The organism is Paenibacillus sp. RC334, from assembly GCF_030034735.1.
Classification (GTDB): domain Bacteria; phylum Bacillota; class Bacilli; order Paenibacillales; family Paenibacillaceae; genus Paenibacillus; species Paenibacillus terrae_A.
In genome coordinates, this window is record NZ_CP125370.1 from 4,966,420 (window position 1) to 4,979,325 (window position 12,906).

The 12,906-nt window shown below is 41.2% G+C and carries 10 protein-coding genes; 2 read left to right on the plus strand and 8 right to left on the minus strand.

Annotation, left to right across the window (positions count from 1 at the left end):
- Positions 1-7: 7 nt before the first annotated feature.
- Positions 8-409 (minus strand): VOC family protein, encoded by a 402-nt coding sequence (locus QMK20_RS22750; protein ID WP_028541752.1) that lies wholly within the window; start codon positions 407-409, stop codon positions 8-10.
- A 1,366-nt stretch (positions 410-1,775) separates the two neighbouring features.
- Between QMK20_RS22750 and mprF the strand changes: the two genes are divergently transcribed.
- Positions 1,776-4,421, plus strand: coding sequence for a bifunctional lysylphosphatidylglycerol flippase/synthetase MprF (mprF, locus tag QMK20_RS22755; protein WP_283653432.1), 2,646 nt, complete (start codon positions 1,776-1,778; stop codon positions 4,419-4,421).
- A gap of 410 nt (positions 4,422-4,831) precedes the next feature.
- Here the strand turns inward: mprF and QMK20_RS22760 are convergent.
- The 7 genes from QMK20_RS22760 to QMK20_RS22790 form a co-directional block, all read right to left on the minus strand.
- A protein-coding gene (locus QMK20_RS22760; RefSeq protein WP_283653433.1) for an IS5 family transposase occupies positions 4,832-5,595 on the minus strand; the annotation gives its coding sequence in 2 pieces (ribosomal slippage) (positions 4,832-5,256 and positions 5,256-5,595; 765 coding nt in all).
- Between the two features lie 184 nt (positions 5,596-5,779).
- Positions 5,780-6,256, minus strand: coding sequence for an RNA polymerase sigma factor (locus QMK20_RS22765; protein ID WP_283653434.1), 477 nt, complete (start codon positions 6,254-6,256; stop codon positions 5,780-5,782).
- Between the two features lie 93 nt (positions 6,257-6,349).
- Entirely contained in the window at positions 6,350-7,564 is a 1,215-nt protein-coding gene (locus QMK20_RS22770; protein WP_283653435.1) for an ABC transporter permease, read from the minus strand.
- The gene (locus QMK20_RS22775) at positions 7,561-8,298 is read right to left on the minus strand and encodes an ABC transporter ATP-binding protein (RefSeq protein WP_283653436.1); all 738 of its coding nucleotides are present in this window, start codon (positions 8,296-8,298) and stop codon (positions 7,561-7,563) included. The genes QMK20_RS22770 and QMK20_RS22775 overlap by 4 nt, the downstream gene beginning before the upstream one ends.
- The gene (locus tag QMK20_RS22780; RefSeq protein WP_283653437.1) at positions 8,295-9,689 is read right to left on the minus strand and encodes an efflux RND transporter periplasmic adaptor subunit; all 1,395 of its coding nucleotides are present in this window, start codon (positions 9,687-9,689) and stop codon (positions 8,295-8,297) included. The genes QMK20_RS22775 and QMK20_RS22780 overlap by 4 nt, the downstream gene beginning before the upstream one ends.
- A gap of 181 nt (positions 9,690-9,870) precedes the next feature.
- On the minus strand, positions 9,871-10,887 hold the full coding sequence (locus tag QMK20_RS22785) for a TolC family protein (protein ID WP_283653438.1): 1,017 nt from the start codon (positions 10,885-10,887) through the stop codon (positions 9,871-9,873).
- A gap of 210 nt (positions 10,888-11,097) precedes the next feature.
- Positions 11,098-11,772: a phosphatase PAP2 family protein gene (locus tag QMK20_RS22790; protein WP_283653439.1), complete on the minus strand. Its 675-nt coding sequence runs from the start codon at positions 11,770-11,772 to the stop codon at positions 11,098-11,100.
- Between the two features lie 455 nt (positions 11,773-12,227).
- Between QMK20_RS22790 and QMK20_RS22795 the strand changes: the two genes are divergently transcribed.
- The gene (locus QMK20_RS22795) at positions 12,228-12,818 is read left to right on the plus strand and encodes a class I SAM-dependent methyltransferase (RefSeq protein WP_283653440.1); all 591 of its coding nucleotides are present in this window, start codon (positions 12,228-12,230) and stop codon (positions 12,816-12,818) included.
- Positions 12,819-12,906: the final 88 nt, after the last annotated feature.

Sequence of the window (12,906 nt, forward strand, 5' to 3'; positions counted from 1 at the left end):
TTTCATATTAGCGTTTCGGCATTTTGCTCTCATCCATGTACAGCAGGTTCCAGCGGTGACCGTCCAGGTCGGCAAATCCTGCGCCGTACATCCAGCCGTCAATTTCACTCGGTTTGCCAAAGATGTTTCCTCCGGCAAACTCTACTTTTTGAATAAAGGCATCTACTTCTTCTCTGCTTTCAGCGCCAATGGAAAATATTACTTCTGCGGTATGGGAAGTATCTGCGATTTTTGAACCTGTAAATTTCTCAAACGCCGCATCCGGGAACAGCAGAATCGTTGTTTGGCCTATAGCAAGCTTGGCTCTCTCGTTACCAACGCTAGCCGCATGTAATCCAATCTCATTGAAAAAGGCAGTTGACCTCTCAACATCTTTGACCGGCAGATTAATCCAGATCTCCTGTGACATGGCTGTAGCCTCCTGGAATATATTTTCAACTACTCCTACTATACTCTACTTCTGGCAGCAGAAGCGAATCTTATAAAAGAAACCGCAAGGTATGACATTCCTGTCATTCATTCTGCGGTTTCCTTAGTAAACTTATTTACTTGACTGCTCCAGCATCGTCTCCGTCAAGGTATCGATTTTCGCATCAAAGTAATGACTCTCTTACAACAATTCTGCACTCTTCAAGTTCTTCGGGATCCGTATCTAGGTAAAGAAACTTCCAGTCAGTTGGGTATATTGAATGCGCATGCTGATAATGGATAACCAAAGGTGTCACTGAAGCAAAATCATATATTTTCAAAGAATCTGATTTTAGGGGCATCATCGTTCTTCCCTTTAGCTTATAACTATATTTATTGGCAATAAGATTTTTTATATTCAAAAAACAATAAAATATTCGAGTATTAATAAATTGAATACGATTCAGTCAAGAATATATTCAACTCTTCATGCGTAGTTAGAGCTTTCACACTGAATTCCGTCTTTTAACCGAGATGGGGGGCGCTGAAGCTTAATCATGGAGCTTGCAACTGGAGCACTTGCGTAGGAAGCCCTGTTCAACTTTAACGGTGGAGAGTCTTAGCGAAAGAATCTCCATTTCAAGTTATTACTTAGTTATACAAATTCTTTAGATTTTCTTTAGAAATATACTCATTAATTCCTTAGTTTTTTTTATTATGCTTTCTGAAAGAAAAAGAGAGAAGTTCAAAATGGTCAGTAATAACTTAATAAATCTAATTAACACTATGCCTATCTATTCTTATTTCGCCCTCTCTCTGAGTTCTTTTAGAATACAATCCCATATGAAACTACATCTAATATCCTCGTATCTGGCCCACGGTAAGGATGAAGCGTACGTAGCCACAATAATTGAACATAAACCCGCTTGCATACTCCCATCAACAATGCCGATCGTACGGAGTTGTTCATAGAGATTGCGCTAGGTGTAATCATCACACAGTACCCCGCAGGCAGCTTATTCACAGCCACTGCTAACTGAACCAAGTAGTTTGCTTGCTAGGCGGATATGGAAGCTATACTTAACCTGCTAGTTTATTTTGCTGACGCTATTTGTCCTAGCAACGCGGTTTGAATGAAAATGCTAACGGTTTACTGCTGGGTTCCTCCCCAAGAGTACTGATGGCTTGGGTCACGGATGAAGATCTCCTTCATTTACTGGATCTAATTAACCACCGACCCCGAAAATGTCTGGATTGGAGGACCGCTCACGAATCTTTCACAGAAGTCCTGTCGCATTTGGTTTGACAATCCGTCTTGTATTAAAAATATCGATATTATTTTGTCCGAAGGTGGAGTCGACGACACAATGAGAGAATTGCTTCGAAAGCTTAAAATTTTACAGCTATTTATGGCTTTGTACCGTGCTAAAATTATTAGGATACTGATTCCTGTAGCTGTTTTAGTCATTATCTATGTATATGGAAGACACGAAATTCAGAATATTAACTTAGCTAAAATTATTCATGAATTACGCATGATGCCCGTTCATGTCGTTATTCAATTGATCATTGCTTCTTTTATAGCGGTATCTGTAATGAGTACTTATGATTATTTAATACGAAAACAATTTAAGCTTGATATCAATTGGAAAACGACTTATCGATATGCATGGATAGCCAATACATTTAATAATATGATTGGGTTCGCTGGTCTTACCGGTCTAGGACTACGTACATTACTGTATAAGAGAAGTGGCGTTCCTATGAAAACAATGGGAGCTGCTGCACTCTTTTTATCGCCTATCGTATTAGTCGGTCTATCTTTACTTGGCTGTCTTGTACTGGTCGGTGTTTTTCCTGTAGAACCTATTTTTGAACAACTTCCTTGGCTTCGTATCGGTGTATGGGGAGTTTCATTGTACTTACCGTTCTTCCTATTAATGCAACGATCTTCCCTGTTCGCCAAATGGTTTCATAAGGGCGATGGCAAGTTACCTTGGAAAGTAGTCATCGCTTCTCTAGGTTCCTCTGTTCTAGAGTGGGCTTGTGCAGGGGCATTATTTTGGTTATTCACTTTTTATGATCTGAATCATTTACCGTTTGCCCCGGTATTCGGTGTGTATATTGTAGCAGCAATTGCAGGGATTATTAGTATGGCGCCAGGTGGTATTGGAGCATTTGATCTGATCGTGTTGCTTGGACTTCAGACATTAGGTGTTGATCCATCACGTGCACTAACGATTTTGTTATTGTTCCGCATTTTTTACTTTGTAGTTCCTTGGTTGATCGGTCTTGTGCTAGCTACGTTTGAGATGAGTCCGAACAGTAAACAAATGCGTGAAATGATTACAACTAGTCTGGACGCTTCACGTAACACATGGGTCAAATTCTGGGGCTGGCCTTCTCATTTCGGTCTACTTAGTGATCTAGGAGCATGGGCGCTTGGAAAGTTAGTATTCACCAGTGGTATCATATTACTACTTTCTGCGGCTACCCCAGGCCTAATTGCTCGCCTACGTTTTATGGAACATGTGTTATCTTTACCTATTATGCGTTTTTCAGAACAGTTATCTGTGACTATCGGTATTATGCTTATTGTCGTATCACGTGGTATTTCAATGCGTACTCGTCGCGCTTACATATGGACGGGAGCATTGTTGTTAGCAGGTGCTATCTTCACATTTGCCAAAGGGTTCGATTACGAGGAAGCTATTATTTTACTTATTGTTGCATTGGTGCTATGGATATCTCGGGCTCGATTTAACAGTGAAAGTGCTAGTATTTCTTTACGTAGTATCTGGATTTGGGCGTTCCTTGCTTTTATCTCATCGTTATCGTATTACGTTATTGGTACACATATTCATCCAGCTATTTTGCGACATCTACCAATGCGTGCTCAACAATGGTTTTTGAACCCGCATGAATATGCAGTGACGGCTCTTGTTGGATTAATCGGTGCTTTAATTTTAATGGCATCTATATTCACATTACGCCCGCATCGCTACACAGGAATACGTCCAGATGAGGCGGGTATAGAGAAATTAACTCAATTTATTGCCAAAGAAGACGGTAATCTTTTGACTCATCTTCTCTATCTAGGAGACAAAAATTTTTATTGGGCGCAAAATGATCAAATTTTAATTCCCTATTCTCGAATGCGTCACAAATTAATTGTACTTGGCGACCCAGTTGGTAATAAAAATCTTGTCTCTGCTGCGATTCAAGAATTTCAGAGGTATGCGGATCAGTATGCATTAACCGTTGTTTTTTATCAAGCAACACCTGAATATCTATCGATCTATCATGAGAATGGTTACAAATTCTTCAAACTAGGCGAAGAAGCTTTGGTTCCTCTAACTACATTCACATTAAGTGGGAAAAGTAAGCAGAACTTGCGAACTGCTAAAAATAAATCAGATCGTGAAGGTCAAATATTTGAAGTGCTTGCCCCACCCTATCATTCAGAATTACTGTCTGAATTACGTCAGATTTCGAATGAGTGGCTAGGCGATCGTAAAGAAAAAGCTTATTCTTTAGGTTGGTTCAACGAAGCGTATATTCAACGCTCTCCCTTAACCTTGCTTCGTAATGCTGAGGGTCACATTTTGGCTTTTGCAACATTAGCTCCAGCTTATGACCAAAATAAAGTGATCTCAATTGATCTGATGCGCCATTTGAATGATACACCGAATGGAACGATGGATGTGTTATTTGTACGTATAATTGAATGGGCAAAAGAACAAGGTTATTCTTATTTCAATTTGGGTATGTCTCCGCTCTCCAGTGTGGGTGAAAATCAGAATGCGCATCGTGAAGAAAAATTAGCTCGGCTGGTGTTCCGATATGGTGGGCACTGGTATGGATTTGAGGGATTGCGCCGTTACAAGGAAAAATTCTCACCTGAATGGCAAGCAAGATATTTAGCTTATCCGGCAGGTATGACACTTCCAATGCTTACGCTGGATCTTGTCCGACTGGTATCTCGTCGTCCAGAACAAGTAGAGCTTCTTTAACCTTCAGAATAAATTCTTTGGATAGGCTACAGTTACGTGGACTGAAAAAATGAGGGCAGTAGAATGAAAGCAATAACCAAGGAGAGAATCTCTGGCCCTGGTCGGAACTGAAAGTCCGTATTGCATGCCAACGGTGGAACGATTAGGTTATCTCAACGAGTAAGTAATCGATTTATACATCCATGATCTTTTTTTAATGTCAATGCGGTTTTCTCCCGAAACGTTCTTTGCTCTCCTGGATCTGCAGTAGCCAAGTTAACTTTGTTATCTTTGTTATTTTTCACGGTTAGATATTGGGAAGACTAAGGTGGTCACTTGACCACCTTTTTAATGTTTTGACTTAACTATTCTGCCTTCACTCTTCTAGACATAAAAAATTTGGTTTATTGTATTAGGGCGTGTATTCAAACCTAAGCAAGCCAGATCATAATCGAGGCCAACGTCAAAAAAGCCTTGAAGGTGCATGTCAATTTATCAAAGCGAGTCGCTAGGCGACGGTAGTGTTTGGTTTTGTTGAAAAAGCACTCCACTAAATGCCGTTCTTTGTAGATTGCTTTGTCCCATTTTCGCTGTACTCGACGGTTTTTCTTGCTGGGAATCACTGGAGTCGCCTCTTGCTCTTCTAGGAGTTGGAGAATCCGGTTCGTGTCATATGCCCGATCGGCCAGAACTTGCTTTTGGGTTAAATCCATCGACTTCAGCATTTCATAGCCCATGACCGAGTAGTGACGTTGTCCGGCCGTCAACTCTAAGCGCAACGGGTTGCCTAAAGCATCCACAATAGCGTGAATTTTAGTGGTCAGTCCGCCTCGGGATCTTCCTATGGCCTGGAGATACTGCCCCCTTTTGCCCCGGCTCCATGCTGATGAACACGAACAATAGTCGCATCAATCATTACACTTTCGAAGTCAGGTTCAATCGAAACATGCTCTAAAACTCGATCCCAAATGCCAGCGATTTGCCAGCGGCGGAACCGGGTGTACACTGAGGACCAAGAAGGATAATACTCTGGCATATCGCGCCATGGCGCTCCTGTCCGGGCGACCCACAACATCGCGTTGAGCATCACCCGATTGTCTGTTCCAGGTCGACCTCCTTGTTTTTTTCGTTCCGGTGGCAGCACGTCTTTAATCTTTTTCCACTGATCATCTTGGATTTCGTATCGTCTCTTCATACTTCTTAATTTACCACGATTTAACTTTGTTTTGTAGTTTGAATACACGCCCTAGATAACAGATAAACTAGAGGTATTTGTTGGATCAATAAAAAGAAATTTAAGGATCAGAGCTTGAAAAAAAGCTCTTTCAGCAAAAAGAATACTGTCAGTCCTACTGCTTATTAGGTTCTTCCCAATCAGTTCATGAAATATATCTTAATTTAATATGTTTAGAAGCTCTGTACAGCGACGACTTCACGGCAGCTTCGCTCTTTTTTAAAATTTTTGCTGTTTCTTTTATGGAGTATCCTTGGACTAGGCGCAATTCGAGTACAGTCCTTTGCTCGTCATTACTTATCATCAAAAGAATTCGCTCGACTTCCTCTTGAATTTCAAAATCGATGGTATCACAGTGACAATAAATAAGTTCCCTATGTGTAAAGTATCCTGCCATCTTTTTTCGTTTTCTTAATACATCTATAGCAAGATTTTTGGCAATTCTCAAAAAATAAAATTTGATACGATCTTTTGGCAAGTCAAGGGAAGCTCTTATAAACCGAATAAAGCATTCATGCAACAAATCTTCGGCATCCTGTTTGTTATGCAATATTCTAAAAAGGTATCCAAAGAGTTCTGATTTATAAGATAAATATAGATCCTCCAATTCTTTAATATCCATATCATTACTTTTCCTTCCTGTTTCGATTGCTTTTCAACAAATACTGAACTCTCATCACTACTATTTACGTTTCATGAACACTTTTCAATAAAATTATTCGTATCTCAATGCATCTATCGGCTTCAATCTCGCTGCTTTATAAGCTGGGTATACCCCAAACAAGATACCTATACCTGCAGAGCTGAGAAACGAATATATGATCGGCGAGACCGTGAATTCAATGGTCATACGAGTTGTTGCTTCAATTATTTTAGACGCTCCTATGCCAGCAGCAACCCCAAGTATACCTCCCATTAGACCGAAAATGACTGCTTCGGACAGGAATTGAATCATAATATCTCTAGGCTTGGCACCAATCGCTTTCCGAATACCGATTTCTCTTGTACGCTCTATAACGGAGACCATCATAATATTCATAATTCCTATTCCCCCTACCACGAGCGATATTGCGGCTACACCTCCCAGCAATTTGCTCATGATATTATCTACACCCAAAGCTGCACCTGCTGCTTCGGACAGACTCATAGTTTGAAATTGATCCGGTTCTGAGGGTTTTAGCTGATGCGTCACACGCAAGCTCCCCAATATATCTGAACGAGCTTGATCCATCAGAGCTGGTGACTTGGCGGAGACATCCAGGCTGGTGATATTTCTCTCACCCAGACGGTTCATCATGGTTGTAGCAGGGATGTAAATTTGATCATTCGTACTGCGGCTTAAATTCGTAACGGGCTGAGAATTCAATACTCCGATCACTTTGAAGGGGATCTGTTTAATTTGAAACGTTCGTCCCACCACGTTTTTGGTATCCCCACCAAAAAGACGTACAACCGCTTGGCTTTCCAGAATAGCAACATTCATACGTTTATCCAACTCATCGTTGGTAAATGTCCTGCCTTCAGCAAAGGAAAGCTTTTTAACTTTATAAAATGAAGCGGATGTTCCTATAATAGTTGCATTATAGTTATATCGACCCCATACAACTTTTGAATTACTCGAAATACTGGGCATTAATGCCGCAATCGAACTCTTTTGTTCCATTGCCTTGATATCAGCCCACGTAAAGGAGGGCAAGTTGTCCCCATTGACTTCTTCCTCGGTCATTGGCATGGCTGGAGCAACCATAATCACGTTATTCCCTAGACTATTTATTTCCTCCTTAATACTGGCTTTAGAACCGTTTCCGATTGCCATAATGGCAATAACCGCTGCCACCCCAATAATAATACCGAGTATCGTTAAAAATGAACGCATCTTGTTAGTGGTTAAGCTATTCATGGATACACGGATCGTTTCCATCACATTCATAGGCTTACCATCCTTGATGAAATTCGTCTATTCGTAATTTGCTCATCCCGCTCAATATTACCATCCCGAAAACTAATCAAGCGTTTGGCATATTCAGCGATTTCCAGCTCATGAGTAACCAGAACTATAGTTTTTCCCAGCTCATTCAACCCTTGAAACAGTTCCATAATCTCAATACTCGTTTTCGTATCCAGTGCGCCCGTAGGTTCATCTGCCAGCAGAATAACAGGATTATTTACCAATGCACGTGCAATGGAGACACGCTGCTGCTGACCACCAGAAAGCTCGTTAGGCTTGTTATACATCCGTTCGGCAAGGCCAACGCTTCGTAGCGCCTCCACGGCTCGTTCCCGGCGTTCCTTGGCAGGTATACCTGCATACATCATAGGTAGCTCTACATTGGCTAATGCTGTAGTTCGGGGAAGTAAATAAAATTTTTGAAACACAAAACCTAGTTTCTGATTTCTAATCTCCGAAAGTTCGTTCTCACGAGCATCCAATATGGAATACCCATCCAGGTAGTATTTTCCGGTATCCGGATGATCCAGGCAACCAATGACATTCATCATGGTAGACTTGCCTGAACCAGAGGGTCCCATGATAGCAACAAACTCACCTTCGTTAATAGATAAGTTCACACTACGTAGAGCCTGAATCTCCTGACCGCCTACTTCATACATTTTTTTCAGTTCTTTAATTTCGATCACCGTTTTATTGGATTGAGTTTCGCTCATTGTGCCTGCCCCCCTCCACTGCCATTCGGATCAGCACTGCTGTTCTGAGGAGGAATAACAATAGTTTCTCCTTCCTTGACACCAGACTTGATTTCGGCCTGATCCGCCGTATAGACACCTAGTTTCACCGGTCTAAACCCATAATCAGCAGGATTTGCCGCGTTCTTCGCCACATATACTCCATCTACACCACCTTCAGATCTCAGTGCAAACAATGGCACAGACAGCGCATCTTTGTGTTCAGCTAACAGAAGGGATACATCCATGTTCATCCCTGGTTGCAGCTTTATTTTTTGACTATCTAAAGACAATTCAACTTTGTATGTAGTCACATTGGATTCCACAACTGGCTCTGGAGAAACAAAGAGAACTTCTCCTTTGAATTGCTTGTCCGGGAATGAATTTGTATGCATTGTAGCCTGAAGTCCAGTCTTCAATTTGGCGATATCACTTTCGTTAACCTTGGCACTAACCTTCATGACCCCTGTGTTGGAGTTATTCATTATGATAAAAGGTGTAGTAGGACTGGTACCCACATCGCCGTTGACCTTCAAAATGATCCCGTCCCACGGCGCTGTAACCTGTAATTTGCTCAGGACACTTTTCTTCTGCTCTAATGCCGTTTCAGCCTGCTGTAAAGAAGCCTGTGCAGATTGAATGTTGGAAGCTTCAGGCGGGGACTGTGCTGCCTTTAATTGAATCAAAGCGGTTTTATAGCCCATTTCAGCATCTTCAATAGCCTGGTTTTGTCTGATCTGTGCCTTCTTGTATTGAAGCTCGGCATTACTCATATCCAATTTTGCCTTATCCAAGCTTTGCTTGGCCGTCGCCAGGTCACTTTCTGCGGCCGCATCATTCTGAACTAGATAAGTCTGGTCATCATAATCCTTCTGGGCTTTATCCAAGGTCACCTTGGCAACCTCTTTTTGTGCAGCGGCTTCCTCTAACTCCGTCTCGTCCTTGGCTGTTTTAATCGCCATCTGTGTCTTTAGGACATTTGCCTTCTGGAGCTCAATATCACTTTGCTTTGGTCCACGCTTGGCTTCCTCTAGCTTGGCCCTTGCAATCGCAACATTGGACTGGGCATCTTTAATTTGTAATTTGGCATCTGAATCATCTAAACGAGCTAAAACCTGGCCCGCCTTAACACTATCTCCTGCTTTGACATTGACCGCAATGAGCTTGGCACCCTCGACATTTGTAAAATTAATATTCACTTCCTTGGAAGCCTGAACGGTCCCAGTCACGGCAAGCGATTCGGTTATATTGGTTTTTTTCACCTGAACAATCTGATTCGCAGGACCCTCCACGGGCTTTTCCTGCCCCCTATTCATATAAACAGTACCACCGATTCCCACTATAATGATCAAGGCCAGAATACCTATGATCACTTTTAATCTTCTTTTTTTCTTAATATTTGCAATGCATCTTTTTTTACTGTTTCCGGCAATGTCATATCCCCTTAAATATATTTTTTTAAATCCTATACACTCCACGGTTTGTTTAAAGCATGTTGTAACTGTGTCATTTGAACAATCAATTCATCCATATTCCGTTCTATTTGCTTCACTTTTAACTGATTAGTAGCGACCTCCGTACCTGTGGCAAATCCCCGTTCCTTTTTTTACGAGAAATGTTTAATACTTTATTAGCGTTCTGCAGATTACTTTGCAGTTGTTCGTATTGCTCATCATTTTGCTGTAAATTAAAGTACATACTCTTCAATGTTTCTGCCAATTGGTCTTTGGTATTTTCCAGTCCGCCTTGTGCTGAATCTACATCAATCTGTTTAATTTCATAATCATCATTCCCTGAGTTCCACGTGTAATATTTAACTTCCATCTTTGCCAGCTTGACAGCCTCCTCCTGTCTCCATACCGAAGGACTCGCCGAAATGGCACGTGTCACAAGCGTATCCAAATTCGTGCTATCCATTTTTCGGTAAACAGGTCGATCCACCAGTTCATAGACCGTACCTTGCAGTTGCCCCATTTGGGTATTTAGTGAATCCATCGCTTTTTGCAACGCAGCTTTTGCAATCTCTATATTTTTTTGTGCTTCTATACGAGTCTGAATAATGCTGCTTTGATCGCTTGGAGAAATTTTCCCACGGTTGGCTTTTGCCTCAGCAGCTTTTTCCTCCAATAATGCAAGCGAAAGTGCATCCTCACTGCTCTTCACCTTGTTATCAGCCAGAAGTACCTCATAATAGTTCTTCATTGTAGTGTAGTCTGTCTGATCTTGGGCAAGCTCGATTTGCTTCTTGGATTCCAGATAAGAAACCGTCGATGAGGCATACCCCTTCCATGCTGAACTACTGGCCGCATCCTCTTCTCCATTACCTGTACCTGCGGGAATGAAGTCCAGATTCTTACCTGCATTTTTCAAGTTAATCCGATTGCGATCTATCGTTTGCTGGGCCTCCTTCAAGCTAAAGCTATTGGATCGTGCCCATTGCTGGGCTTGACTCAATGTTAGTTGCACACTTGCATTGGAAGCCAATTGCTGCCCCTCTGCTTGAACAAAGGACCCTGAAAAAGAACTGGTTGATAAGGCCAACAGCAATAAAATGAACATACGTTTTTTCATAGAACCCCCTCTTTCTATTTTTAAATAATTGTACAAACACATTCTTATATGAATTATCTATTGTTCTCTTTTGAGCAACTACAAATGAATCATAGACACGTGCAGATTGCTTTCTGCTTTGGCTAAAAGTATTTCGGGATGAAACGATCTAGCAATGTAATCATATGTCAGGGTTTTCTCATAAAATGAGATATGAATGAGCGTCTCTCTTTACTCAGCAGAAACATGACGCTCGCCTCCTTTCAGAGTCAGGCGATTTCTATGTCCCCGTAGGTATGATAAGGCTATGCCCGCAGATCGGTACAACAGCTCTCCGGCTAGAATACCGCCAACGACATCCGCTAGTACATGCTGCTTGACCAGCAAAGTGGACGCTATAATGACAATAGACATCGCGGTGACTGCCCAGCGAATCGTTCTTCCGAATACCCTTGCTCCACGAAGCATCAGGTAGCTGGTTAGCACATGAATGCTCGGGAAACAGTTAAACGGCTGGTCATGGCTGTACACCAACCAGACCAAACGGTTGATGACGCCTGTCTGGGCTAGATTGTCTGGACGGTGAACAGCCGTTTGGAAAAGGGCATAGACGATATAAGAAAGGATCAGCCCTCCACAGAGCGAAAGTAGCGTCCGGTAATAAGCTGTTCTGTCCTTGAACGCAAGTCCGATCAGTACGGCTGCAATGAACGGGTACCAAAGAACATAAGGAATAATAAAGGACGGAACGAATGGCGTTAGGCGATCTAGATCCGTTACGAGGCTATAGACGTGTTCGGTAGGATGGTTAAGTATACCGTAGAAAATATACAATAACGGAACCACTGTAAGCCATAGAAGAGACAGCCAAGTTGAAAGGAAGGATTGTTTTGTAGGGTGAGTCACGTTATCATCTCCTGATTAGGTTTATCTATAGCAATGAACCCATCATAATGATAAACTCTGAAGAACTTTAGAGGATTTTTCTAAAGAATTTCTTAACATTAGTTGGTAAGGGGTATTCCCTCTCGCATCTTATTTATAGGGAATCTTATCAACAATTTACGTAATAAAAAAGCCTCGCCAACTTTTTTGTTGGCAAGGCTTTTTGGGTTCTTCAATCAGATCAGCTTTCTGATTTTCATGCACTTCTTGCAGACTTCGAGTCTGAATAGTGTACATATCTTCAGATTTTCTTTAGATATATCCTCGTAAAATCCTTAGATTTTTTCGTTACTATTTTTATATTGATATAAATAACAAAACGAGGAGATATGGCAATATATTTTGGATTATTCCTTCCAGTTGTTCGGTATATCATCCCTTTATTTGTTGGGTACCCAAAAGGGAGAAATTAAATAATGGGGGAAAAACAGTTGAATATCAGTGAATGTCTACTTTTTTTGCAAGGATTTCTCACAAATCCACAACGAGTAGGAAGTGTTATACCTAGCTCCCGATTTCTAGCAGCTAAAATCGTTGAGTCTATACCATGGAATGAGGTAAAGGCAGTCGCAGAACTCGGGTCAGGTACAGGTGCTATTACACGTTTCATGAAGCCACATTTAACCGGATCAACAAAAGTGCTATTGTTCGAAAGGGATAAGAAAATGAGAGCTACTTTGAAGACAAAATACCCGAATTTCGCGTGTCATTCAAACGCTTGCCAATTAATCAAAAAATTGAATCAAGATGACATCGGCCAGCTTGATTGTATTATTAGCGGATTGCCATTTTTTAATTTTACGAGTGAAATGCGAGAAACCTTACTTAATCAGATTATTAAGGCACTAAAACCAGAAGGAATTTTTGTCGCTTATCAGTACTCACTTCAAATGAAAAAAAAATTTGCCGAAGATTTAATCATCGAAAAAATCGAGTTCGTACCTTTCAATTTCCCTCCAGCTTTTGTATATACCTGTCGCAAAAGGGGAGGCAATAATCGGTATTAATAAACTTTTCATAGCAATCATTGGATTTGTCTTAATTATAGAATTTTAGTAGCCGTAATCATAAAAAGTAGGAAAGGGGCATCATGTA